This window comes from Paracnuella aquatica, from assembly GCF_003332885.2.
Lineage (GTDB): Bacteria > Bacteroidota > Bacteroidia > Chitinophagales > Chitinophagaceae > Flavisolibacter > Flavisolibacter aquaticus.
In genome coordinates this window covers 197,806-220,428 of the sequence record NZ_QOWJ01000004.1, presented here as the reverse complement: position 1 = coordinate 220,428, position 22,623 = coordinate 197,806, and the positions used below count along the sequence as shown (strand labels likewise).

The 22,623-nt window shown below is 50.3% G+C and carries 28 protein-coding genes; all 28 read left to right on the top strand.

Annotated features, from left to right (window positions below):
- Nucleotides 1-215: 215 nt before the first annotated feature.
- The 28 genes from rplC (at nt 216) to DRJ53_RS08470 (ending at nt 22,528) form a co-directional block, all read left to right on the top strand.
- On the top strand, nt 216-833 hold the full coding sequence (rplC, locus tag DRJ53_RS08605; RefSeq protein ID WP_114235199.1) for a 50S ribosomal protein L3: 618 nt from the start codon (nt 216-218) through the stop codon (nt 831-833).
- Between the two features lie 2 nt (nt 834-835).
- On the top strand, nt 836-1,474 hold the full coding sequence (gene rplD, locus DRJ53_RS08600; RefSeq protein WP_114235198.1) for a 50S ribosomal protein L4: 639 nt from the start codon (nt 836-838) through the stop codon (nt 1,472-1,474).
- 38 nt (nt 1,475-1,512) lie between these two features.
- Entirely contained in the window at nt 1,513-1,812 is a 300-nt protein-coding gene (gene rplW / locus DRJ53_RS08595) for a 50S ribosomal protein L23 (RefSeq protein ID WP_114235197.1), read from the top strand.
- Nucleotides 1,813-1,902: 90 nt separating this feature from the next.
- Nucleotides 1,903-2,742, top strand: a complete 840-nt coding sequence (rplB, locus tag DRJ53_RS08590; protein ID WP_114235196.1) for a 50S ribosomal protein L2 — start codon at nt 1,903-1,905, stop codon at nt 2,740-2,742.
- Between the two features lie 36 nt (nt 2,743-2,778).
- The gene (gene rpsS / locus DRJ53_RS08585; protein WP_114235195.1) at nt 2,779-3,048 is read left to right on the top strand and encodes a 30S ribosomal protein S19; all 270 of its coding nucleotides are present in this window, start codon (nt 2,779-2,781) and stop codon (nt 3,046-3,048) included.
- A 60-nt stretch (nt 3,049-3,108) separates the two neighbouring features.
- Nucleotides 3,109-3,447: a 50S ribosomal protein L22 gene (gene rplV / locus DRJ53_RS08580; RefSeq protein WP_114235194.1), complete on the top strand. Its 339-nt coding sequence runs from the start codon at nt 3,109-3,111 to the stop codon at nt 3,445-3,447.
- 30 nt (nt 3,448-3,477) lie between these two features.
- The gene (rpsC, locus tag DRJ53_RS08575) at nt 3,478-4,284 is read left to right on the top strand and encodes a 30S ribosomal protein S3 (protein ID WP_114235193.1); all 807 of its coding nucleotides are present in this window, start codon (nt 3,478-3,480) and stop codon (nt 4,282-4,284) included.
- 103 nt (nt 4,285-4,387) lie between these two features.
- Nucleotides 4,388-4,810, top strand: a complete 423-nt coding sequence (gene rplP / locus DRJ53_RS08570) for a 50S ribosomal protein L16 (protein ID WP_114235192.1) — start codon at nt 4,388-4,390, stop codon at nt 4,808-4,810.
- A gap of 45 nt (nt 4,811-4,855) precedes the next feature.
- Nucleotides 4,856-5,053, top strand: a complete 198-nt coding sequence (locus DRJ53_RS08565) for a large ribosomal subunit protein uL29 (RefSeq protein ID WP_114235191.1) — start codon at nt 4,856-4,858, stop codon at nt 5,051-5,053.
- A gap of 71 nt (nt 5,054-5,124) precedes the next feature.
- A complete protein-coding gene (gene rpsQ / locus DRJ53_RS08560) occupies nt 5,125-5,403 on the top strand; it encodes a 30S ribosomal protein S17 (protein WP_114235190.1) in 279 nt (92 codons plus the stop codon).
- A 111-nt stretch (nt 5,404-5,514) separates the two neighbouring features.
- Nucleotides 5,515-5,883: a 50S ribosomal protein L14 gene (gene rplN, locus DRJ53_RS08555; RefSeq protein WP_066402486.1), complete on the top strand. Its 369-nt coding sequence runs from the start codon at nt 5,515-5,517 to the stop codon at nt 5,881-5,883.
- 132 nt (nt 5,884-6,015) lie between these two features.
- The gene (gene rplX, locus DRJ53_RS08550; protein WP_114235189.1) at nt 6,016-6,348 is read left to right on the top strand and encodes a 50S ribosomal protein L24; all 333 of its coding nucleotides are present in this window, start codon (nt 6,016-6,018) and stop codon (nt 6,346-6,348) included.
- Entirely contained in the window at nt 6,348-6,914 is a 567-nt protein-coding gene (gene rplE, locus DRJ53_RS08545) for a 50S ribosomal protein L5 (protein ID WP_114235188.1), read from the top strand. The genes rplX and rplE overlap by 1 nt, the downstream gene beginning before the upstream one ends.
- Nucleotides 6,915-7,006: 92 nt before the next feature.
- Complete coding sequence (gene rpsN / locus DRJ53_RS08540; protein ID WP_114235187.1) at nt 7,007-7,276, top strand: 30S ribosomal protein S14; 270 nt, start codon at nt 7,007-7,009, stop codon at nt 7,274-7,276.
- Between the two features lie 137 nt (nt 7,277-7,413).
- A complete protein-coding gene (rpsH, locus tag DRJ53_RS08535) occupies nt 7,414-7,812 on the top strand; it encodes a 30S ribosomal protein S8 (protein WP_114235186.1) in 399 nt (132 codons plus the stop codon).
- Nucleotides 7,813-7,936: 124 nt separating this feature from the next.
- The gene (gene rplF, locus DRJ53_RS08530) at nt 7,937-8,491 is read left to right on the top strand and encodes a 50S ribosomal protein L6 (protein WP_114235185.1); all 555 of its coding nucleotides are present in this window, start codon (nt 7,937-7,939) and stop codon (nt 8,489-8,491) included.
- Between the two features lie 126 nt (nt 8,492-8,617).
- Nucleotides 8,618-8,977, top strand: coding sequence for a 50S ribosomal protein L18 (gene rplR / locus DRJ53_RS08525; protein ID WP_114235184.1), 360 nt, complete (start codon nt 8,618-8,620; stop codon nt 8,975-8,977).
- Nucleotides 8,978-9,080: 103 nt separating this feature from the next.
- The gene (gene rpsE, locus DRJ53_RS08520) at nt 9,081-9,599 is read left to right on the top strand and encodes a 30S ribosomal protein S5 (protein WP_114235183.1); all 519 of its coding nucleotides are present in this window, start codon (nt 9,081-9,083) and stop codon (nt 9,597-9,599) included.
- 89 nt (nt 9,600-9,688) lie between these two features.
- On the top strand, nt 9,689-9,871 hold the full coding sequence (rpmD, locus tag DRJ53_RS08515; protein WP_114235182.1) for a 50S ribosomal protein L30: 183 nt from the start codon (nt 9,689-9,691) through the stop codon (nt 9,869-9,871).
- A gap of 134 nt (nt 9,872-10,005) precedes the next feature.
- Nucleotides 10,006-10,455 (top strand): 50S ribosomal protein L15, encoded by a 450-nt coding sequence (gene rplO, locus DRJ53_RS08510; RefSeq protein ID WP_114235181.1) that lies wholly within the window; start codon nt 10,006-10,008, stop codon nt 10,453-10,455.
- Nucleotides 10,456-10,616: 161 nt separating this feature from the next.
- The gene (gene secY, locus DRJ53_RS08505; protein WP_114235180.1) at nt 10,617-11,954 is read left to right on the top strand and encodes a preprotein translocase subunit SecY; all 1,338 of its coding nucleotides are present in this window, start codon (nt 10,617-10,619) and stop codon (nt 11,952-11,954) included.
- 68 nt (nt 11,955-12,022) lie between these two features.
- On the top strand, nt 12,023-12,823 hold the full coding sequence (map, locus tag DRJ53_RS08500; protein ID WP_114235179.1) for a type I methionyl aminopeptidase: 801 nt from the start codon (nt 12,023-12,025) through the stop codon (nt 12,821-12,823).
- Nucleotides 12,824-13,015: 192 nt separating this feature from the next.
- Entirely contained in the window at nt 13,016-14,296 is a 1,281-nt protein-coding gene (locus tag DRJ53_RS08495; RefSeq protein WP_114235178.1) for a BaiN/RdsA family NAD(P)/FAD-dependent oxidoreductase, read from the top strand.
- A gap of 178 nt (nt 14,297-14,474) precedes the next feature.
- Nucleotides 14,475-15,470, top strand: coding sequence for a polysaccharide deacetylase family protein (locus DRJ53_RS08490; protein WP_114235177.1), 996 nt, complete (start codon nt 14,475-14,477; stop codon nt 15,468-15,470).
- Nucleotides 15,471-15,620: 150 nt separating this feature from the next.
- Nucleotides 15,621-15,998, top strand: coding sequence for a hypothetical protein (locus DRJ53_RS08485; protein WP_114235176.1), 378 nt, complete (start codon nt 15,621-15,623; stop codon nt 15,996-15,998).
- Nucleotides 15,999-16,170: 172 nt separating this feature from the next.
- Nucleotides 16,171-20,529, top strand: coding sequence for a CusA/CzcA family heavy metal efflux RND transporter (locus tag DRJ53_RS08480; RefSeq protein WP_114235175.1), 4,359 nt, complete (start codon nt 16,171-16,173; stop codon nt 20,527-20,529).
- A gap of 87 nt (nt 20,530-20,616) precedes the next feature.
- Nucleotides 20,617-21,750, top strand: a complete 1,134-nt coding sequence (locus tag DRJ53_RS08475; RefSeq protein WP_114235174.1) for an efflux RND transporter periplasmic adaptor subunit — start codon at nt 20,617-20,619, stop codon at nt 21,748-21,750.
- A gap of 355 nt (nt 21,751-22,105) precedes the next feature.
- On the top strand, nt 22,106-22,528 hold the full coding sequence (locus tag DRJ53_RS08470; RefSeq protein ID WP_114235173.1) for a response regulator: 423 nt from the start codon (nt 22,106-22,108) through the stop codon (nt 22,526-22,528).
- Nucleotides 22,529-22,623 lie beyond the last annotated feature (95 nt).

Below are 22,623 nucleotides of genomic sequence, written 5' to 3'. Positions count from 1 at the left end.
AAGTAAATAACGCGGACGAGCAGCCAGAGCTTTTTCTGGAATTGTAAAACCCGCATTCACATATAAACAAGCCCTTCGAGGTTTGTTTGTCGCCGGTACTTCTGAATGCTGCAGCCGCAGCAACCAAAAGAAAAGGTCGGTGATAAACCAGGATTGAATCACGCTGCCCGGCGTGATGTCTTGTACAACCTTGCGGGGGAAAACCCAGTAAGAAAATGAAAGGTATCATTGGCAAGAAAATCGGGATGACCAGCGTTTTCGATCCCAGCGGCAAACAAACTGCCTGCACAATCATTGAAGCTGGTCCTTGCGTAGTTACTCAGGTTAAAACGCAGGAAACAGACGGCTACAGCGCACTCCAAATTGGTTTTGGCGACAAAAAACAAAGCCACACGCTGAAAGCCGAAGCTAATCACTTCGTAAAGGCCAACACTTCGGCCAAGAAATTCGTAAAAGAGTTTCGCAACTTCTATCAGGAACAAAATATTGGCGACACCATTACTGTCGACATTTTCGCCGAAGGCGAGAAAGTTGATGTTGTGGGCACTACCAAAGGCAAAGGCTTCCAGGGCGTTGTAAAGCGTCATGGATTTTCTGGCGTTGGTGAAGGTTCACATGGTCAGCACGACCGTCAGCGTGCCCCCGGTTCTATCGGCGGTTCGTCGTACCCCAGCCGTGTATTCAAAGGAATGCGCATGGCCGGCCGTATGGGCAACGATCGCGTGAAGGTGAAAGGCCTGAAGATCGTAAAAATCTTCCCTGAGAAGAACTTCATCTTGGTAAGTGGATCCGTTCCGGGCCACAATGGTTCAATCGTTTTAATCCAGAAGTAATCATGCAAGTAGCCGTATTAAACATACAAGGACAAGAAACAGGCAGAACTGTTGAACTTCCTGAAGAGATCTTCGGCATTGAGCCGAACAACCACGTGATTTACCTTGCTGTAAAGCAATACCTCGCTGCGCAGCGCCAGGGAACCCACAAAACCAAAGGCCGCTCCGAAGTACAAGGTGCCAGCCGCAAGCTGCACCGCCAAAAAGGTACCGGTGGATCGCGTAAAGGCAACATCCGCAACCCTTTGTACAAAGGTGGCGGTACCGTACATGGCCCTCAGCCCCGCAACTACAGCATTAAACTGAATCGCAAAGTAAAAGACCTGGCTAAAATGTCGGCTCTGGCACACAAGGCTAAGGAAAATGCGATCGTAGTAGTAGAAGACCTGAATTTCGAAACGCCAAAGACCAAGCAACTGGTGGGCATTTTGAACAGCATTAAAGTGGGCGATAAAAAGCTGATGCTCGTGTCGCCTGATTATAACGATAACGTATACCGCAGCCTGCGCAATGTGCCCTCGATCCTGGGTGTGCAACTGAGCGACATGAACACTTACGATATCGTAAACTCGGAAGTGCTGGTACTGACTGAAAGCGCTGCAAAGATTTTTGCAAGTGCTGAAGAAGAAACAGCCGCGTAAGGTATTTAGCTAATCATCAAAATCTCAAACTTATTCAGATGAGAACTTCTGAAGTACTGATAAAGCCCATCCTCACTGAAAAAGCAAACAAGCAGCAGGACAGCCTCCGCCGCTATGCTTTTAAAGTAGCCCGCAAGGCCAACAAGCTGGAAATTAAAACTGCAGTAGAGCAGTTTTATGGGGTAAACGTAATTGACGTGAACACTTCGGTGGTGCCTGGCAAAAACAAAACCCGCTACACCAAGAAAGGTTTTGTACAAGGCCAAAAGCCTGCTTACAAAAAAGCAATGGTTACTGTAGCCGAAGGCGAAACCATCGACCTGTACACCCAGATTTAAATAGCTGATGCTTGTTGTTTTACCAGATAAAAAAACAAGCATCAGACACAAACCCAGAATGGTCGGCAAGACCGCAAACATTGCACAACAATGGCATTAAGAAAATTTAAACCCATGACTGCCGGTACTCGTTGGAGAATCGGCAATGCGTACGCAGAAATCACTACCAACGTACCTGAGAAGTCGCTGGTGGAGTTCAACAAAGGATCCGGTGGCCGTAACTCTTCGGGCCGTCGTGCCATGCGTTACATCGGTGGCGGACACAAGAAAATGTACCGTATCGTTGATTTCAAGCGCGACAAGAAAAATATCCCGGCAACCGTAGCCACAATCGAATACGATCCAAACCGTTCGGCATTCATCGCCCTGCTGAATTATGCCGATGGTGAGAAGCGTTATATCATCGCACCACAAGGTTTGCAGGTGGGTGCCAAAGTAATCAGCGGCGACGCGGTAGCTCCAGAACTGGGCAACGCTCTGCTGCTGAAAAACATGCCCCTTGGTACTGTAGTGCACAACATCGAAATGCAGCCCGGCCAGGGTGGAAAGATTGCCCGCAGCGCCGGCGCATCTGCCCAGCTTTCGAACAAAGAAGAAAAATACGCCGTGCTGAAAATGCCTAGCGGCGAACTGCGCAAGGTGCTCATCAATTGCTTTGCCACTGTAGGTGTAGCTTCTAACAGCGACCACAGCCTGGAAAGCAAAGGTAAAGCCGGCCGCAACCGTTGGAAAGGCATCAAGCCCCGCAACCGTGGTGTAGCCATGAACCCTGTAGATCACCCAATGGGTGGTGGTGAAGGCCGCGCCTCTGGTGGTCAGCCTCGCAGCAGAACTGGTATGTACTCCCGTGGCCTGAAGACCCGCACCAAGGGCAAAGGCAGCGATAAGCTGATCATCCAGCGTAAGAACGGAAGCAAACTGGCGAAATAAAACCTTCTTCAAACAAACGTAAATCGTAAATAACTCATGGCTCGTTCGATTAAAAAAGGCCCTTACGTTGCAGCCCACCTCGAAGACAAAGTGGTGGCCATGAACGATGGCAAATCAAAGAAAGGCGTCATCAAAACCTGGAGCCGCCGTTCTACCATCACGCCTGACTTCGTAGGACACACTTTTGCGGTGCACAACGGAAACAAGTTCATCCCCGTGTACGTTACCGAATTTATGGTAGGGCACAAACTGGGCGAATTTGCACCCACCCGCAACTTCAAAGGACACGCTGCTAAAAAAGGATAAATAATAAGCTGCAAGCTGTTAGCTAATAGCTAATAGCTAACAGCTAGAAACTTAAATAAGATGGAAGCAATAGCTAAACTTAGAAACTATCCAACATCACCGCGCAAAATGCGCTTGCTTGCCGACCTCATCCGCGGTATGCAGGTAGAAAAGGCCCTGGCCGTGTTGGAGCACAACGCCAAGCACCCCGCAGTTCCCCTGCGCAAACTGGTGCTCAGCGCCATTTCCAACTGGAAGCAGAAGAACGAAGGCGGTGACGAAGGCCAGTTGGTCGTAAAAACCATTTTTGTGGACGGTGCCCGTACCCTCAAGCGTATGCGCCCTGCACCACAAGGCCGTGGCTACCGCGTTCGCAAAAGAAGCAACCACGTAACTGTGATTGTAGACGCAAAAGCTTAATCTAAACTATTCAAAGTATAACCAATAAACATGGGTCAAAAAGCAAATCCTATTGGTAACAGGTTAGGAATTATCCGCGGTTGGGAGTCTAACTGGTATGGCAATAAGAAAGACTTTTCTACCAAGCTGATCGAGGATAACAAAATCAGGACTTACCTGAATGCCCGTATCAATAAAGGCGGTATCGCTAAAATTGTTATTGAGCGCACACTGGGTAAACTGATCGTTACCATCCACACTTCAAAGCCCGGTATCATCATCGGTAAAGGTGGTGGCGAGGTAGACCGCGTAAAAGAAGAGTTGAAAAAACTCACCGGCAAAGAAGACGTTCAGATCAACATCCTGGAGATCCGTCGTCCGGAAGTAGATGCCATGATCGTAGGCGACACCATTGCCCGCCAGATCGAAAACCGCATCAACTTCAAGCGTGCCACTAAAATGGCGATTGCCTCTGCTTTGCGCATGGGTGCCGAAGGCATCAAAGTGCAGCTGAGCGGCCGTTTGGGCGGTGCTGAAATTGCCCGTAGCGAAAAATTCATGCAAGGCCGTGTGCCCCTGCACACCTTCCGTATGGACATCGATTATGCCAACGTGTTTGCACAAACCGTTTATGGTAAAATCGGTATCAAAGTATGGATCTGTAAAGGTGAAGTACTGGCTAAGCGAGACCTGAACCCCAACCTCGTTAGCGAGAAAGGTGGTGGCATCAGCGATCGCCGTGGTGACCGTCGTGACGGTGACCGTGGAGGATTTGATCGCCGCGATCGTCGCGATGGCGGCGGTGGTAACCGTGGTGGTGGCAACCGTGGTGGTGGCCGTCCCGGTGGTGGCCGCTAAATCATCGGCCGCAAGGCCCTGGTTTGATCAGTAAACAACAATGTGAAAAGCGGTTTGTGTTCCGGTAAACCCCATAGCACAAACCACAAACAATAAACCGATTATGTTACAGCCGAAAAGAACAAAGCACCGCAAAGTGCAGAAAGGCCGCATGAAAGGCGACGCCAAGCGGGGTGCTACCATTTCCTTTGGCTCTTACGCCCTGAAGGCGCTTGAAAACCATTGGATCACCGACCGCCAGATCGAGGCTGCCCGCCAGGCGCTTACCCGCCACATGAAACGTGAGGGTAACGTATGGATCCGTATTTTCCCCGACAAACCCATTACCCGCAAGCCGCTTGAAGTGCGGATGGGTAAAGGTAAAGGTAACCTGGAGTTCTGGGCTGCCGTGGTAAAACCGGGCCGCATCCTTTTTGAAATTGATGGCGTAAGCGAAGAAGTAGCACAGGGCGCCCTGAAACTGGCTGCCGGCAAGCTGCCCATCGCCTGCAAGTTTGTAAAACGCCGCGACCTGGAAACTGCATAAGCAGCCAGGCAAACGGCACCTCATCAATAGATAAAAATCAGACTCATGTCTAAGACCATAGATTTCAAAAAAAGCATCCAGTCGCTGAATGCAGACGACCTGAAGGCACGCATTGCCGAAGACGAACTGCGTTTGAAAAAGCTTGAGTTTGCACATGCCATTTCTCCGCTGGAGAACCCCATGAGCATCCGCGAGCTGGCCCGCCTGAAAACAGAATTGAAGAAGAAACAACTTAGTGCATAACACAGCTGAAAGCTGTCAGCTGCAAGCCCCTAGCTTGTAGCTTGTAGCTAAGAGCTCAAAGCTTTATAACAATGGCTGAAACAACTCAAACTCCTGAAAGCAGGAATTTAAGAAAAACCCGGATCGGCGTGGTTACCAGCAACAAGATGACCAAGTCTATCACTGTTGCGGTAGAACGTAAAGTAAAACACCCGATCTACGGAAAATTCGTAAAAAAGACCACGAAGTTCCACGCACATGACGAGAAGAACGAATGTTCAATCGGCGACATAGTGCGCATCATGGAAACCCGTCCGCTGAGCAAAACCAAGCGTTGGAGACTGGTGGAGATCGTTGAGAAGGTTAAATAACTGGTGCAGCCACAGGCACACCGCCTGGGGCCAACCGATAATTTGAATGATAAACTTCTTTTAGCTGCGCTGGCTATATGCTAAACAGCTAAAAGCTAAAAGCAATTAAAAATGATCCAGCAAGAATCCCGACTGAATGTAGCGGATAACAGCGGCGCCAAAGAAGTGCTCTGCATCCGTGTACTGGGTAACAGTGGTCAGCGCTATGCAAGAGTTGGCGACAAGATCGTTGTAACGGTTAAGGACGCTATCCCTGCAGGCGGCATTAAAAAAGGAACCGTAGCCAAAGCGGTAATTGTACGCACTACCAACAAGCTGCGTCGTAAAGACGGATCATACATCCGTTTTGATGACAACGCTGTAGTAATCCTGAACGCTGCCGACGAGCCACGCGGTACCCGTATCTTCGGGCCGGTTGCACGTGAGCTGCGCGACAAAGGCTACATGAAAATCATTTCCCTGGCGCCTGAAGTACTGTAAGGCCAGGATAAGGACCCCGGTCCCTTATTGATTCAGCACAACGAACATTAGTTCAATCAGTAAACCAGTTCCTGGCAGTATCAGGAACACAAAACATCAAACCGCAGCAATGCAGTTTGGGGGTAAACAAAAATGAAAACAAGATTCAAACCCAAGTACAACATCCGCAAGGGAGACCAGGTGGTTGTTATCACTGGCGATGACAAAGACCTGAAAAAACCACGCACTGTACTGGAAGTACTGGTAGACGAAGCCAAAGTGGTGGTTGAAGGTGCCAACATCATCACCAAGCACACCAAGCCTTCTGCACAAAACACCAAAGGTGGCATTGTGAAAAAAGAAGCGCCAATGGCAATCTCTAACGTAATGCTGTGGGATGGCAAACAAGCCACCAAAGTAAAACGTGAAGTGGTAGAAGGAAAAAAAGTTCGTGTATCTAAAAAATCCGGGGAGGCAATCAAGTAATGGCAACAGCAACATACACTCCGAGATTAAAAGACAAGTACAAAGCCGAAGTAGTGCCCGCACTGCAAAAGCGCTTTAACTATAAATCAAGCATGCAGGTTCCCCGCCTGGAGAAGATCTCCATCAACCGCGGTGTGAACGGTGCCGTAACCGACAAAAAGCTGGTAGATATCGCCATCGAAGAACTGACCACCATCAGCGGTCAGAAAGCCGTGGCTACCATGTCTAAAAAAGACATCTCCAACTTTAAGCTGCGTAAAAACATGCCCATCGGTGCACGTGTTACGCTGCGCGGTGTAAAAATGTACGAATTCCTGGATCGTCTGATCGCTGTGGCGCTGCCCCGTGTACGCGACTTTAAAGGCATCAACGAAAAATCGTTCGACGGCCGTGGCAACTACACCATGGGTGTTACCGAGCAGATCATTTTCCCGGAGATCGACATCGACAAAGTAAACAAGATCACCGGCCTGGATATTACGTTTGTAACTACTGCCCAAACCGATGAAGAAGCTTACGAGCTGCTGAAAGAGCTGGGTATGCCGTTCAAAAACGTTAAGAAATAAATTATCAATTTCTGATGTCTGATATTTGCGTGCTGAAATAACCAACATCAGACATCAGAACATCAGACATCAGTAAATAATACATCACAACTATGGCTAAAGAATCAATTAAAGCCAGGCAGCGTAAAAGAGAAAGAATGGTTGCCCAATACGCAGAAAAGCGTGAGGCACTGAAAGCTGCAGGCGATTACAAAGCGTTGGACGCTCTTCCGAAGAACTCTTCTTCGGTGCGCCTGCACAACCGTTGCCAAATGACCGGCCGTCCCCGCGGTTATGTGCGCTACTTCGGCATTTCCCGTGTAGCCTTGCGCGATATGGCTCTGAACGGCAAGATTCCCGGCGTGAAGAAAGCTAGCTGGTAATACAGCGTCAATGGGCAATGGTTAGCGGTGAATTAATTTACAATTGACCATTCACCATTTACGACAACAAACAAAACTCATTCAAAAACACTTATCCAATTATCCCGCTCCGCGCGGGATGTAGGAGGGCTCATAACATGGTAACAGATCCCATAGCAGATTTCCTGACCAGAATCCGTAATGCGCAAATGGCCGGCCACCGTATCGTGGAAATTCCAGCCTCTAACCTGAAAAAGCGTATGACCGAGATCCTGTACAACCAGGGTTATATTCTGAAATACAAGTTCGAGGACGACAACAAACAAGGCCTGATCAAGATCGCCTTGAAATACGACCCAGCTACCAAGCAACCCGCTATCCAGTCGCTGGAGCGTGTTAGCCGTCCGGGTCTGCGTCAGTACTCGAAGCCTGCCGACTTCCGTCGTGTGAAGAACGGTCTGGGCGTGGCCATCCTGTCTACTTCTAAAGGCGTGCTTACCGATAAAGAAGCAAAAGCCCAGAACGTAGGTGGCGAGGTACTGTGCTACATCTATTAAGAGAAGCTACAAGCTATTAGCCGCAAGCTTCAAGAAATTCCGATACATTAAGCCGGTCCTATACCAGGCTGACCGGTCGGAGAGATAAGAATCAACATTCGTAAATCGTAAATCGTAAATCATTATGTCTCGTATAGGTAAAGCTCCCATCACGGTTCCGGCCGGAGTTACCGTTACTGTAGGCAACGACAACGTTGTTACTGTAAAAGGTCCTAAAGGTGAGCTGAAACAAGCGATCGACCGCGATATCACTGTAAAAGTGGAGAACGGCGAACTTACAGTATCCCGTCCTACCGACCAGATCCGCCACCGCTCGCTGCACGGCCTTAGCCGCGCTTTGCTGGCCAACGTGGTAAAAGGCGTAACCGACGGTTTTGAGCGCAAGCTGGAACTGGTAGGTGTAGGTTTCAAAGCCGCTAACACCGGCAACCTGCTCGATCTTTCCCTGGGTTATTCGCACAACATCATTGTCGAAATTCCTTCGGAACTGAAAGTAGCTACCGCACAGGAAAAAGGTAAGAACCCCGAGATCACGCTGACCGGCATCGACCGCCAGCTGATTGGCCAGGTAGCTGCCAAAATCCGCAGCCTGCGTAAGCCTGAACCATACAAAGGAAAAGGTGTACGTTACCAGGGCGAAGTGGTGCGTAAGAAAGCAGGTAAGTCTGCAGGCAAATAAGGTTGACAGTTGGTGGTTGATAGTTGGTTGTTTTTTGAAACGCCTTACTATCAACTACCAACTATCTACTATCAACTATATATTCAAATCGCTTCACGGCAGCATCGTGAAGGTAAATTTTCAATAATGAGAACAAGCGCAAAAACTACCAGAAGGCAGAATATCCGCTACCGCATCCGCAAGAAAATTGCGGGTTCTGCGCAAAAGCCCCGCCTGTCTGTATTTCGCAGCAATGCCGAAATTTATGCTCAACTGATCGACGACGTGAATGGCGTAACCCTGGCGGCCGCTTCTTCGCGCAATAAAGAATTTGCTGGCCAAACCGGCACCAAAACCGAGAAGAGCAAGCTCGTAGGAGCTGCCATTGCACGTAAAGCTCAGGAACTGGGCATTACCACAGTGGTATTTGACCGGGGTGGTAACCTGTACCATGGTCGCGTGAAGGCTGTAGCCGACGGCGCCCGTGAAGGAGGACTGCAATTCTAAATTGGCTACAAGCCGTCGGCCACAAGCTGCAAGTTTTTCACTTGTTGCTTGCAGCTAAAAGCTTGCAGCTGTAAACTCAAACGTAATTACCAAGTAATACAAAATGGCAAAAGCTAATTTAAACAGGGTTAAGGCAGGCGACCTCGAATTGAAAGACAAGGTTGTTGCTATTAACCGCGTAGTGAAAACTACCAAAGGCGGCCGCGCTTTTTCTTTCTCTGCACTGGTAGTTGTTGGTAACGAAGCCGGTGTAGTAGGTCATGGCCTGGGCAAAGCCAAAGAAGTTCAGGAAGCCATCACCAAAGGCATCGAAGACGCCAAGAAAAACCTGATCAAAGTGCCCGTAATGCATGGAACCGTTCCGCACGACCAGCTGGCTAAAGTGGGCGCCGCCAAAGTGCTCATCAAACCTGCAGCTGCTGGTACCGGTGTAATTGCCGGAGGCTCTATGCGTGCCGTGCTGGAAAGCGCCGGTATCACCGACGTTCTGGCAAAATCGCTGGGCTCTGCCAACCCGCACAACGTGGTTAAAGCTACATTTGAAGCGCTGGCCCTGCTCCGCGAACCCATCAACATTGCCAAAACACGCAATGTAGGTTTGAAGAAGGTATTCAACGGATAATAATCAGTTTAAAGTTTAATGTTCAAGGTTCAAGGTTGGAAACAACCCGCGGCTTTAAACTTAGGCCTTAAACCTTAAACCTCTTTTCGATGAAAAAGATCAAGATCACTTTGGTGAAAAGCCCCATCGACCGCCCGCAGCGCCAGAAAGATACACTGGTAGCACTGGGTTTGGGAAAGATGAACTCAACAAAAGAAGTAGAAGCTACACCGCAAATCCTGGGTATGGTACGCAAGGTATCGCACTTGGTGGCTGTAGAAGAACTGGCATAATAAATAGCTAATTAGCCGAAAAGCTAATTAGCTATTCAACTTTAGGGCCTACATTTGCGCCTCATTATTTGCGGCCGAATGGCCATTTTAAAAATGCGAGGGGAGAAAGCCCCGTTAAGTAAAAATCAACAAGCATGAAACTGCACAATCTCCGTCCTGCCAAGGGCGCCGTACACAAGGAAAAACGTTTAGGCCGTGGTGAAGCTTCCGGTAAAGGTGGCACCTCTACAAAAGGTAATAAAGGCCAGCAAAGCCGCACCGGCTACCAGCGCAAAATGGCCCACGAAGGTGGCCAGATGCCCATCCAACGCCGGGTCCCCAAGCGTGGTTTTAAAAACTTCAACCGCGTAGAATACAAAGTATTCAACCTGGGCCAGATTCAGCAACTGACCGAGAAATACGGCATCACTGAATTCAGCCTCGAAAACCTGTACATGAACGGTCTGATCAATCAAACCGACCGCGTAAAGGTTTTGGGCAATGGCGAGCTTACTTCCAAAATTACTTTCCGCGTGAATGCCATGTCTGCAAAAGCCCAGTCGGCAATTGAAGGTGTTGGCGGTACCGTAGAAATCATCAAGTAAATTTCTGTAAATTTGAGGTCGGGCCAAAAGCCTCACCTCAAATTTTCTTTTTAACTTATTTGGTACTGTGGTAAAAAAGGTTTGCTATAAAGGATAATTGGTCTTATTATCGCAAACCTTTTTTTATACACTATTGAAGACCATAAACGCTACTTATTTTTGTGAAGAAACTGTTTAAGACCCTCAAGAATATCTGGAGCATCGAGGAACTGCGCAGCAAGATTCTGTTTACACTGCTTATGATATTCATTTACCGGCTGGGTACACACATTGTGCTTCCGGGTATCGATCCTACGAGGCTCAACCTCAATAATGCTCAAAATGGTATTCTTGGCCTGATCGACACTTTTGCCGGCGGCGCTTTTTCGCAGGCTTCGATCCTTGCCCTCGGTATCATGCCCTACATTTCGGCTTCCATCTTTATGCAGTTGATGACGGTACTGGTACCCCAGTTCCAAAAGCTGCAGAAAGAAGGCGAAAGCGGCCGTAAAAAAATCAACCAGTGGACGCGTTACCTCACCGTAGGTGTGGCGCTTGTTCAGGGTTCTGCTTACGTTGCTTACCTGCGCCAGATGACTGCCTCTTCGGGTGGCATCATCGAAGGCTATGTATCTTATTTCTGGATTTCCACCGTTCTGCTGCTTACTGCAGGTACCCTGTTTGTCATGTGGCTGGGCGAAAAAATCACCGATAAAGGTTTGGGTAACGGTACCTCACTCATCATCATGGTGGGTATCCTGGGCCGCCTGCCGCAAAGCTTTATGCAGGAACTGACCAACAAATCTGTTCGCACCGGTCAGATCCTCATCTTCATCATCGAGATCGCCATTCTTATTGCCATCATCATGGGCTGTATCCTGCTGGTGCAGGGTGTACGCAAGATCCCGGTAAACTATGCCAAGCAGATTGTTGGTAACCGCCAGTTTGGTGGTGCCCGCCAGTTCCTGCCCATCAAAGTAAACAGCGCCGGTGTAATGCCCATCATCTTTGCACAGGCGGTATTGTTCCTGCCTACCCTGTTCAACTTTACCGGCACCGCTACCGGTCAGGGTATCGCCGCTATGTTTACCGATCATGCCAACATTGGATACATGGTCATTTACTCGGTGGTGGTAATTGGTTTTACCTTCCTGTACACAGCCCTTATTTTCAACCCGAAGCAAATTGCCGACAACCTGAAACAAAACAACGGTTTTATTCCAGGCGTTAAACCCGGCCAGCCTACGGTTGATTACATTGGTGCGGTAATGGATAAGATCACGCTGCCTGGTGCCATCCTGCTGGCTTTAGTGGGTATCCTCCCAGGTATTGCACAACGCCTGGGTGTAACGGCCAACTTCTCTACTTTCTTCGGTGGTACTTCGCTGCTGATCATGGTAGGTGTAATTTTGGATACGCTCCAGCAAATTGAAACGCAGTTGCTGATGCGCCAATACGACGGCCTGATGAAAAGCGGACGCATTCAGGGCCGCCAGACCGTAACACAAGCTTCTTATTAAATTGATTCATCAATAGCTTTAAAAACCTGGTGAGCCTTGCTTACCGGGTTTTTTTCTTTAGCACGGATATGATACACATAAAAAGCAAAGAAGAAATTGAACTGATGCGGCACAGCGCCTTGCTGGTTAGCCAAACGCTTTCCGAAGTGGCCGCCATGCTGAAACCCGGTTTGAACACCAGTTCGATCGACAAGTTCATCGGCACCTACATTGCCGACCAGGGCGGCGTGCCTTCGTTTCTGAATTACCACGGTTACCCGTTCAACTCCTGCATTTCGGTAAACGATGTAGTGGTGCACGGCTTTCCCAATAGCCGCGAACTGCAGGAAGGCGATATTATTTCTGTGGACATCGGTATTTATAAAAATGGTTTTCACGGCGATCATGCCTATACTTTCATGATCGGCAAGCCGGCGCAGGAAACCATCGACCTGGTGCGTATTACAAAAGAGTCGTTGTACAAAGGCATTGAAAAGGCAATTTCCGGCAGCCGCATCGGCGATATTGCCTTTGCCATCCAGGACCACACCGAACGCAAACACGGCTACGGTGTGGTACGCGAACTGGTGGGCCACGGCCTGGGCCGCCAGATGCACGAGGAGCCGCAAGTGCCTAACTACGGCCGCCGCGGCACCGGCCCAAAACTTAAGGACGGCATGGTGCTGGCCATCGAACCCATGATCAACCTGGGCACCCGCGAGGTATTTACCGAAGCCGACGGTTGGACCGTTCGCACAAAAGACGGCAAGCCCTCCGTGCATTTCGAACACGATGTCTGCATCGCCAAAGGCAAGGCCGACATCCTGAGCAATTATGCGCCAATTGAAGCCGCCGAAAAAAAGAACCCGAACCTTTTTTCCGATTACTAATTTCCGACATCCCAACAACAACGGATGTTGCTCATAAAGATTCCATCTCTAGAAGAGATGGAATCTTTTTTATGTAGCCGGCTTTCGTACCTCTTTTGAACTTTACTTGCGTCGCACACTTCAACGGCTCGTTTACTATTGGGCACACTGGCGATAGTACCTTTGCATCCTAAAGCATCGATCCCCACACAAATGAATGTTGATATAAATAGCAGCAACTCCGGACGGCCCACAAGTGCAAATGAAGCAACGCTGATTGTTATTGGCGGTGGTGCTGCCGGCTTTTTTTGCGCCGTAAATGCGGCACGGCTGGCGCCCAACTTACGGGTGATCATCCTCGAAAAAACGGGCAAGCTGTTATCGAAAGTAAAAGTGTCGGGTGGCGGCCGTTGCAATGTAACCCATGCCGTTTTTGAAGTGCCGGAGTTGAGCCGGCGTTACCCACGCGGACAAAGTTTTATCAAAAAGACGGCCCATCATTTTAGCACCACCGATACCATCGAATGGTTTCGCGAAAGGGGTGTGCAGATCAAGCGGGAAGACGACGGCCGCATGTTTCCCGTCACCAACGATTCGCAAACCATCATCGATTGTTTGCTTCAGGATGGCCGCCGTTTTGGTGTTGCCATTAAAACCGGCACGGAAGTAAAAAGCATTTCCAAAGACGCCGATCGCTTTCAAATAACTACCGCCGACTCCCAGTTCCTGACTGCCGACTACATATGCATCGCCACAGGTGGCTACCCCAAAGCAGCCATGTTTCAATGGCTGCAAAGCCTGAGGCACACTATTGCAGAACCGGTGCCATCGCTATTTACGTTCAATTTACCTAAGCATCCCATTACTGCACTGATGGGAGTAGCCGCACAACCGGTGCGGGTAAAAATTGAAGGCAGTAAACTATCTGAAGAAGGCCCTGTGCTCATTACCCACTGGGGTTTGAGCGGCCCGGCAGTGCTGCGCCTTAGTGCCTGGGGAGCACGGGAGCTGGCGCAAAAAGAATATAAGTTTAAAGCACACCTCAACTGGATGCCCGGTTACAACGAACAAACACTGAAAGCCGAAATGCAGGACATGCGCCAGGCACACCCGGCAAAAAAAGTGGCCAATCATAATTTCACCAAACTTCCGGCGAGGCTGTTTCAATTCCTGCTCCAACAGTCGGGCATAGCCGAAGAACAGCGGTTTGCCGACCTGCCGGCAAAGGCCGAAAACACACTCATCCGCCACCTGGTTGATTACGTGGTGGAAGTGCAGGGCAAAACAACCTTCAAAGAAGAATTTGTAACGGCTGGCGGCATCGCCCTTTCCGAAGTGGATGCCAACACGATGGAAAGCCGCAAGCTTCCGGGGGTGTATTTTGCCGGCGAAGTGCTGGATGTGGATGGCATCACCGGCGGTTTCAATTTTCAACACGCATGGAGTTCCGGAGCCATTGCTGCGCGGGCCATTGCGGCGAAAGTTGGCGCTTAAATTTTTTGGGCCACAAAGACACAAAGGCAGGAAGTGGCACAAAGATGAAAAGCGAAGGTGTTTTGCATTTTGCAATGACTTTTTTGCGATCAGCGTTTTTAGCAACACTTCATTTCACTTCCGCTTCTCCAACTAGTATTAAGAAATAGTGTAATTTTCTAAGCTAACGATTTGCCAGATGAAGTACTCCCTCCTGATGGTCTTAGCTATTGGTGTCACTATTGTCCATGCACAAACCGACACCACTTACGCCGAACGCCTCGGTCTTCCGCGGGGCAAAAAAGTCGTGATCCTCCACATCGATGATGCGGGCATGTCGTACGACTCCAACAAGGGCGTGATGGATGCCCTCACCAAGGGAGTGGCCAATTCGGTAAGCGTGATGATGCCTTGTCCCTGGGTGCCGGGTATGGTCACATTTTTAAAAGAGCAAAAGGGCATTGATGCGGGCCTGCACCTTACCCTTACTTCTGAATGGAAAGATTACCGGTGGGTTCCGCTCAGCGGCAAACCACAGGTGCCTGGTTTGGTAGACAGTACCGGCTCCATGTGGGCCTCGGTGGAGCAGGTGGTGCAGCACGCCTCGGCCGATGAAGTGGAGCGGGAAATTACAGCGCAGGTGGAGCGTGCACTGGGCACGGGTTTCAAGCCCACCCACCTCGATTCGCATATGGGCACACTGTTCGCCACACCGGAGTTTTTACAACGCTACATTAAGGTGGGCATGCAGTACCGCATACCGGTGATGCTGCCCGGCGGCCACAATACCTTAATTGCTGCGCAAATGGGTGCCGACGATGCCCGCCTGCAGCAGGTACGCGGCGTTGGTAAAATGTTGTGGGCCGCAGGTTTCCCGGTGCTCGACGACCTGCACAACGAATCGTATGGATGGGGCCTGCCTGCCGGCAAAAGGAGCGATGCCGCTACAATTCAAAAGGAAAAAACGGCATATTACATCGCTGCATTGCAATCGGTAAAACCCGGCCTTACGATGATGATCATGCATTGCACGGCGCCAACGGAGGTGTTTCCGTTCATATCCGATTCGGGCACCACCCGCCACGGCGACCTGCTGGCGATGATGGACCCGGCACTGCGCAGCTATATTCAAAAGGAAGGCATCATCCTCACCACTTGGCGCGAACTGATGGAACGCCGGGGTAGGATCAAATGAGTTGGTTGTTTGTAGTTTTAAGTATGTAGTGTACCCAAGCAATTATTGGGGGATATAAAACAGCAGCATTCTTTCAAATACCTGTACCCAACCACAAACTCTGAACGCTAAACTGCAAACCTCTGTATCTTTGCGGCAGAAGACACCCTTTTGCGCCGCCTGTTTTCCATATTCGCCCTCCTGCTGATGCTGGCTACCAACACGGAACTATACCAGTTGGTAAAGCTGCCTGTGCTGCTGGAGCATTACCGCGAACACAGGGCCGGCGAGGGTTTGGACTTCCTCAGCTTTTTACAACGGCATTATTTTGCCGGCGAGCAGCGCCACCCCGATTACGAACGGGACATGCAGCTGCCGTTTAAAACACCACATTTCATTTCTTCAATCTCGCTATTGCTGGCTGTGCCCGAGCAGCCCAACATCGGCATTTTGCCAGCCCCGCAAAACAGTGAGCAGGGCTCGAGCCGCTACTCCGAATGGCTGCCCGCCACTTACCTGCAGGATATTTTTCAGCCGCCGCGAGCCTAATCCTTTTTCGCCTTTTTACTGGTTTTTACCGCAACATCATTTGTGCTTACAAATGCATGCGTTGTGGGCATTTGCCATTTTTTGTATGTTTTAAAAATGCATAGGACAAATGGTGGCAATAGCCATACTGCTTTGTTGCGGGCCTATTCCTATTCATTCCTCATCTTTTCTCATGCTGTATCAAATTATCCAGTTTTCCATCCGCAATAAACTGATTGTAGGATTGATGGTACTGGCAATGGTGGGCTGGGGCGTGTACAACACCACCCGCATGCCCATCGATGCTGTGCCGGATATCACCAACAACCAGGTGCTGGTCATTACCTCATCGCCTGCATTGGGTGCCGCCGATATCGAACGCCTCATTACATTTCCCATTGAGCAGGTCACCCGCAACATCCCGGGCATCATTGAACAGCGTTCTTTTTCCCGCTTCGGGCTGTCGCTTATTACCATTGTGTTCGACGATGAAACCGATGTGTACTGGGCCCGTCAGCAGGTAAGCGAACGGCTGCAGGGTGTGCAAATTCCGCCAGGACTCGGTACTCCGGAAATGGGGCCTGTAACCACCGGTCTCGGCGAAATATTTCAATACGTGGTGCGGCCCAAAAAAGGTTACGAAGGCAAGTGGACACCCATGGAGTTGCGCACCGTGCAGGACTGGATTGTACGCCGCCAGCTTTTGGGTACACCCGGCGTAGCCGATGTTAGTTCGTTTGGCGGTGAGCTGAAGCAGTACGAAGTGGCGGTAAATACGGCGCAGTTAAAATCGTACGGCATTACCATTTCAGACGTGTTCAGTGCGCTGGAGGCAAATAACAGCAACACCGGCGGTGCTTACATTGAAAAAGGGCCGGCTGTCCTCTTTATCCGCAGCGAAGGTTTGGTGACCACACAACAGGACCTCGAGAACATTGTTGTAAAAAACAACCCGGGCGGCTCGCCGTTGCTCGTCCGCCACATCGGCTCGGTGCAATTGGGTGCCGCTACCCGCTACGGCGCCATGACCTACAACGACAAAGGCGAAGTGGCTGGTGCAGTGGTGATGATGCTAAAAGGCGAGAACTCATCGGCAGTGATCAAGAACGTAAAAAGCCGAATTGAAGAAATTAAGAAAACGCTGCCGGAAGGCATTACCATCGAAGCATTTTTGGACCGCACCAAAATGGTGAACCACGCCATTTCCACGGTGGAACGCAACCTGGCCGAAGGCGCCCTGATCGTGGTGGTGGTGCTGGTGTTGTTCTTGGGCAACCTTCGGGCCGGCTTGCTGGTGGCTTCGGTCATTCCGCTGTCCATGTTGTTTGCCATTTCCCTGATGAATGTGTTTGGCGTCAGCGGCAACCTTATGAGCCTGGGGGCGCTTGATTTTGGATTGATTGTAGACGGTGCAGTGATCATTGTCGAATCGGTGATGCACCGGCTGCATACGAGCAAAGAATTTACACCCGGCCAACGGCTTACGCAAAAGCAAATGGACGATTCGGTGCAGCAGTCGGCCAGCCGCATGATGAATGCCGCGGTGTTTGGCCAGGTCATTATCCTGATTGTGTACCTGCCCATTTTGTCGCTGCAGGGTATTGAAGGCAAAATGTTCAAACCGATGGCGCAAACGGTGGCTTTTGCCATTACCGGTGCGTTTTTGTTATCGCTTACCTATGTGCCCATGATGAGCACCTTGGTATTGAGTAAAAAAATCTCGCATAAACTCACCCTGGCCGACCGCATGATGAATGTGCTGGAAAAGTGGTACCGCAAAGTATTGTTACGAGCCTTGGCTGCGCCGAAAGTGGTGATGGGTACCGCCGTTGCGTTGTTTGTAGGGGCCGTATTGATTCTGTCCACCCTTGGCGGCGAATTTATCCCCGAACTGGAAGAAGGCGATTTTGCCGTGGACACCCGGGTGCTTACCGGCTCGTCGCTCACCACAACCATCGAGGCTACGCAGCAAACCGTGGGTATTTTATTAAAAAAATTCCCCGAAATAGAAAAGGTGGTTACCAAAATTGGCAGCGGTGAAATTCCCACCGATCCCATGCCCATGGAAGCATCGGATATGATGGTGATTTTAAAAGACAAAGACGAATGGACTTCAGCCAAAAGCTTTGATGAACTGGCCGAGAAAATGAGCCACGAGCTGGCCGTGGTGCCCGGCGTAACGGTGGGTTTTCAGTTTCCGGTGCAAATGCGTTTTAATGAATTAATGACCGGCAGCCGGCAGGATGTGGTGTGCAAAATATTTGGCGAAGACCTCGATACCCTGGCACTTTATGCCGAGCGGGTGGGCCGCCTGGCCGGCACGGTTGATGGTGCCCGCGACCTGTACGTGGAAACACAAACCGGTATGCCGCAAATAGTGGTGCAATACAACCGGGCGGCGCTGGCGCAATACGGCCTGTCGGTGCAGGAAATAAACCGCGTATTGCAATCTGCGTTTGCCGGTGCAGTGAGTGGTCAGGTGTATGAAAATGAGCGCCGCTTCGACCTGGTGGTGCGCCTCGAAGGAACATCGCGGCAAGATGTGGAAGATGTGCGCAACCTGCTGGTGGCCACACCCTCCGGCGCACAGGTGCCCCTGTACCAGGTGGCCGATGTGCAGATAAAAGTGGGGCCCAACCAGATCCAACGTGAAAATGCACAACGCCGCATTACGGTGGGCTTCAATGTCCGCGGCAGAGATGTGCAAAGCGTGGTGGAGGAGTTGCAGCAAAAAATAGAACGGGGCATCAAGTTGCCGCCCGGCTATTCGGTTTCGTACGGCGGCCAGTTCGAAAACCTGGTGGCCGCGAAAAAGCGCTTAGCCATTGCCGTTCCACTTTCCCTGCTGCTTATTTTTATACTGCTCTATTTTGCTTTTGGCTCTATACCGCAAGGCCTGCTTATTTACACGGCCATTCCGCTTTCGGCTATTGGTGGCGTGCTGGCGCTTTGGCTGCGCGATATGCCGTTTTCCATTTCGGCAGGGGTTGGTTTTATTGCCTTGTTTGGCGTGGCCGTGCTCAATGGCATTGTGCTTATTTCCGAATTCAATAATCTTAAAAAAGCGGGTATGAATGATATTGATGAACGCATACTTGCGGGTACGCATACGCGGCTGCGCCCTGTGTTGATGACGGCAGCAGTGGCGTCGCTGGGATTTTTGCCCATGGCCCTCAGCAATGGCGCCGGTGCCGAAGTGCAGCGTCCGCTGGCTACCGTAGTAATCGGTGGACTGATCACCGCTACGTTGCTTACCCTGCTGGTGTTGCCGGTGCTGTACCGCAGCTTTTTCCAGATGCGGCACCGCAAAGATGGCGGCGGTAAAGGCCTGGTGATGACCATTGCATTTTGCCTGTTGGGCGCAAGCCAATTGTTTGCGCAGCAGCCTATGACGTTGAACGCTGCGATTGATACTGCAATGAAAAATAGCCTGTCGCTGCAAAGCGCTGCGCTGCAAACAAGGGCTTCTAGGCAGCTGGAAAAATCGGCAGTAGATATTGCACCAGCAAACATTTTAGCGGAGTATGGGAAAGTAAACTCGCCGATCAACGATTCGCGGTTGAACATTGCGCAGTCCATTGCATTCCCGGTGGTGTACCGCCGCAACCGCCAATTGCTGCAAGCCCAAACAGCGGCCAGTGGCGCACAACAGCAGGTAACTGCTTTGGAGATCAAAAAAAATGTAACGCAACTATACTACCAAATGCTGGTGCTGCAGGAACGCCGCAAACTACTGACCCGTTCCGATTCGCTTTTTGCCCGTTTCCTGGCCCGGCAGGAAGAGCGGTTCCGTGTGGGTGATGCGAACATTGTAGAAAAAACCGCAGCCGAATCGCAGCGGCAGCAGGTGGCCAACCAGTTGGCCCGCCTCGAAGCCGATTGGGGCGTGCTGCAAACGGCATTGAGCTTTTGGATGAATTCAGGCACCATGGTGGAACCAGCGGCCGAACCCGCTTTGCGCAACGAATTAAATATGCCGGATACTGCTTTTCTGGTGCGTTACCCTGCCGTTGAACTGCTCCGCCAACAGCAGCAAGTGCAGTTGAGCGAATGGCAGGTGGCCCGCAGTGCTCTCCTGCCGCAGATTAGTGTAGGCTATAGCAACCAGTCGTTTGCCGGTACGCAAAAACTCAATGGTACTGAGCAGTCGTTTACACAGGGCCAACGGTTTTCGGCCGTTCAGGCCGGCATTACGGTGCCGCTGTTTGCCGGTGCAGTAAAGGCCCGGATTGCGGCTGGGCAAACCCGTTTTGATGCAGCCCGTGCGGCTTATCAAAATGCGCTGTTGCAGCACCGGGTGCAGTTGCGCCAATTGTGGCAGCAGCACGAAAAAGCACGGCAAACCATCCGGTACTACCAGACGGCTGCACTAAAGCAGGCCGATGTGCTGGAGCAGCATGCCACGCTGCAATTCAACGGCGGCGATATTTCGTACCTCGAATGGATATTGCTCATCAACCAGGCCATTGGGCTGCGTGCAGGTTACCTAGATGCTGTGCAGGAATGGAACACCAACCTGATTGAATTGCAATCCTATCACCCTCAATTTTAAAAAAGCAGCTGCAGATATTTTGTGCTTACAATGCTGCCATCAATTTTCTTGTTGCACAAACCATTTGCAGCTCCATAAATACCAATCATGACCCGGAATTTGATTTATACCACCTTGTTGTTTGCTGTTGCCTGCACCGCCAAAACCGAAGCACCGCAGGAGCCCGCCGCCGAAGCAGGCGAAAACATTGTTACCCTTACACCGGCCCAGTTAACATCGGCAGGCATTGCCACCGGCAAACCAACCCGGCAAATGATGCAGGCCACCCTGCAGGTAAATGGCGTGGTGGAAGCGCCGCCGCAAAACATGGTCACTGTTTCGTTTCCGCTGGGCGGATATATTGCAGCCACCAACCTGATCCCGGGCATGCAGGTGCGTAAAGGGCAGGTGCTGGCCACACTGCAGGATCCGGCATTTGTGCAACTGCAGCAGGATTACCTTACTGCGCGGTCGCGGCTCCAGTTCTTGGAAAAAGAATACAACCGGCAACGTGCCCTCAACGAAACAAAAACAACCAGCGACAAATTGTTTGAGCAAACCGCATCGGACTACCGCACTGAGCGGATTTCTGCGCAGGCATTGAAAGAAAAACTGCTGCTCATTGGCATCAACCCGGCACGGTTGAGTGAGGGCAACATCAGCCGGTCGGTGCAATTGTATGCGCCTATAAGTGGCTATGTAACGGCTGTAAATGTAAACCGCGGCAAGTACGTGGGACCAACCGATGTGTTGTTTGAAATTGTGGACCCGGCCGATGTGCACCTAACCCTTAATATTTTTGAACGCGACCTGCCGCTGGTACAGCCCGGCCAGAATGTAACTGCGTTTCTTACGTCGGATACCGGCAAGGTGTACAGCGCCAAAGTGCATTATGTGGGCCGCACCCTCGATGCCAACCGCAGTGCCGAAGTGCATTGCGATTTTACCGGCGCTGCGGCCAAATTGGCGCCCGGAATGTTTATGAATGCAGCGGTGGACCTGAGCAACCGGATGGCTACCGTGGTGCCCGAAGAGGCCGTGGTACGCTTTGGTGCCGGGGAATTTATTTTTGTGCAACAAGGCACGGGCCGCTTTGAAATGACACCGGTGCAAACCGGGGCCAAAAAAGACGGGCTTGTAGAACTGAACACACAAAATGTTTCATTGCTGGAACAAAACATCATTGTAAAAAATGCCTACGCTGCGCTGATGAAGCTGCACAATAAGAGCGAAGACGAGTAAATAAAAATGCTTCGGCCCGGCACAAAAGCACTAAAAAAGCACAATCAAGCGCAGCAGCAGGAAAAAATTTTTCGCGCCGGTTTTAATGTTTGCTCATCAATTAATGAATGTATAAGCAATTGAACATAAATGTTGTAGCCGCTTTGTTGCAATTGTGAGATAAAGAAGCAAGCTAATGATGCGTGTAAAAAAATAACAGTTTGTATACTTTTTTGTCTGCGCAATTGAAAAATGACTATATTGCTAATGCTTATTCTCATAAGCAGTTAGTTTTGGTTGCGGCCTGGTGTTCTCACCGGGCTTTTTTTATGTGGCCTGCTTTTAGATAAATAGGAGCCAAAACCCCTTGAAGTGTATGCAGCAAGAAAACCCGGTATTGGTTTTAGACGATGACCTCGACGATCAGGAAATGATCCGCGAAGCAGCAGAAAAGCTCGATATCCGAAACGAATTCATCTTTTTTAAAACTGGCGATGAGCTCATCAACCACCTGCATGAAACCTCCGTGTCGCCGTTTTTTATTTTGTGCGATGTAAACCTGTCCGGCTCAAATGGCTTTGAGGTGCGCATCAAACTGATGGAAGATGAAACGGTGCGTTATAAAAGTGTTCCCTTTATTTTTTGGTCCAACCATGCGTCCGAAAAACAGATCCGGCATGCATACGACCTGCCGGCGCAGGGCTTCTTTTTCAAGTCGAACAAGTTTGAAGATCTGTGTGAAACACTCGCCACAATTGTTGGGTATTGGAAACATTCGCAACACCCGAAAAGGCTGTAGTTAGCATGATCGTTTTAAGTGTTGTGTTTAAGCAAAGCGTGCAAGGAAAAAATATTAATTGGGGCCACTGAACTGCGGCCAGCATATGTGCTTCG

Excerpts from the sequence above, each read along its gene's own strand:
- rpsC (WP_114235193.1), top strand. The coding sequence starts at position 3,478 with ATGGGTCAAAAAGCAAATCCTATTGGTAACAGGTTAGGAATTATCCGC.
- rplO (WP_114235181.1), top strand. The coding sequence starts at position 10,006 with ATGAAACTGCACAATCTCCGTCCTGCCAAGGGCGCCGTACACAAGGAA.
- DRJ53_RS08475 (WP_114235174.1), top strand. The coding sequence starts at position 20,617 with ATGACCCGGAATTTGATTTATACCACCTTGTTGTTTGCTGTTGCCTGC.
- DRJ53_RS08490 (WP_114235177.1), top strand. The coding sequence starts at position 14,475 with ATGAAGTACTCCCTCCTGATGGTCTTAGCTATTGGTGTCACTATTGTC.
- rpsN (WP_114235187.1), top strand. The coding sequence starts at position 7,007 with ATGGCTAAAGAATCAATTAAAGCCAGGCAGCGTAAAAGAGAAAGAATG.
- rpmD (WP_114235182.1), top strand. The coding sequence starts at position 9,689 with ATGAAAAAGATCAAGATCACTTTGGTGAAAAGCCCCATCGACCGCCCG.
- rplX (WP_114235189.1), top strand. The coding sequence starts at position 6,016 with ATGAAAACAAGATTCAAACCCAAGTACAACATCCGCAAGGGAGACCAG.
- DRJ53_RS08565 (WP_114235191.1), top strand. The coding sequence starts at position 4,856 with ATGTCTAAGACCATAGATTTCAAAAAAAGCATCCAGTCGCTGAATGCA.
- rpsE (WP_114235183.1), top strand. The coding sequence starts at position 9,081 with ATGGCAAAAGCTAATTTAAACAGGGTTAAGGCAGGCGACCTCGAATTG.
- DRJ53_RS08470 (WP_114235173.1), top strand. The coding sequence starts at position 22,106 with ATGCAGCAAGAAAACCCGGTATTGGTTTTAGACGATGACCTCGACGAT.
- rpsH (WP_114235186.1), top strand. The coding sequence starts at position 7,414 with ATGGTAACAGATCCCATAGCAGATTTCCTGACCAGAATCCGTAATGCG.
- rplV (WP_114235194.1), top strand. The coding sequence starts at position 3,109 with ATGGAAGCAATAGCTAAACTTAGAAACTATCCAACATCACCGCGCAAA.
- DRJ53_RS08495 (WP_114235178.1), top strand. The coding sequence starts at position 13,016 with ATGAATGTTGATATAAATAGCAGCAACTCCGGACGGCCCACAAGTGCA.
- rplD (WP_114235198.1), top strand. The coding sequence starts at position 836 with ATGCAAGTAGCCGTATTAAACATACAAGGACAAGAAACAGGCAGAACT.
- rplC (WP_114235199.1), top strand. The coding sequence starts at position 216 with ATGAAAGGTATCATTGGCAAGAAAATCGGGATGACCAGCGTTTTCGAT.
- DRJ53_RS08480 (WP_114235175.1), top strand. The coding sequence starts at position 16,171 with ATGCTGTATCAAATTATCCAGTTTTCCATCCGCAATAAACTGATTGTA.
- rplE (WP_114235188.1), top strand. The coding sequence starts at position 6,348 with ATGGCAACAGCAACATACACTCCGAGATTAAAAGACAAGTACAAAGCC.
- rplR (WP_114235184.1), top strand. The coding sequence starts at position 8,618 with ATGAGAACAAGCGCAAAAACTACCAGAAGGCAGAATATCCGCTACCGC.
- rpsS (WP_114235195.1), top strand. The coding sequence starts at position 2,779 with ATGGCTCGTTCGATTAAAAAAGGCCCTTACGTTGCAGCCCACCTCGAA.
- rplN (WP_066402486.1), top strand. The coding sequence starts at position 5,515 with ATGATCCAGCAAGAATCCCGACTGAATGTAGCGGATAACAGCGGCGCC.
- rpsQ (WP_114235190.1), top strand. The coding sequence starts at position 5,125 with ATGGCTGAAACAACTCAAACTCCTGAAAGCAGGAATTTAAGAAAAACC.
- rplW (WP_114235197.1), top strand. The coding sequence starts at position 1,513 with ATGAGAACTTCTGAAGTACTGATAAAGCCCATCCTCACTGAAAAAGCA.
- rplP (WP_114235192.1), top strand. The coding sequence starts at position 4,388 with ATGTTACAGCCGAAAAGAACAAAGCACCGCAAAGTGCAGAAAGGCCGC.
- map (WP_114235179.1), top strand. The coding sequence starts at position 12,023 with ATGATACACATAAAAAGCAAAGAAGAAATTGAACTGATGCGGCACAGC.
- rplB (WP_114235196.1), top strand. The coding sequence starts at position 1,903 with ATGGCATTAAGAAAATTTAAACCCATGACTGCCGGTACTCGTTGGAGA.
- rplF (WP_114235185.1), top strand. The coding sequence starts at position 7,937 with ATGTCTCGTATAGGTAAAGCTCCCATCACGGTTCCGGCCGGAGTTACC.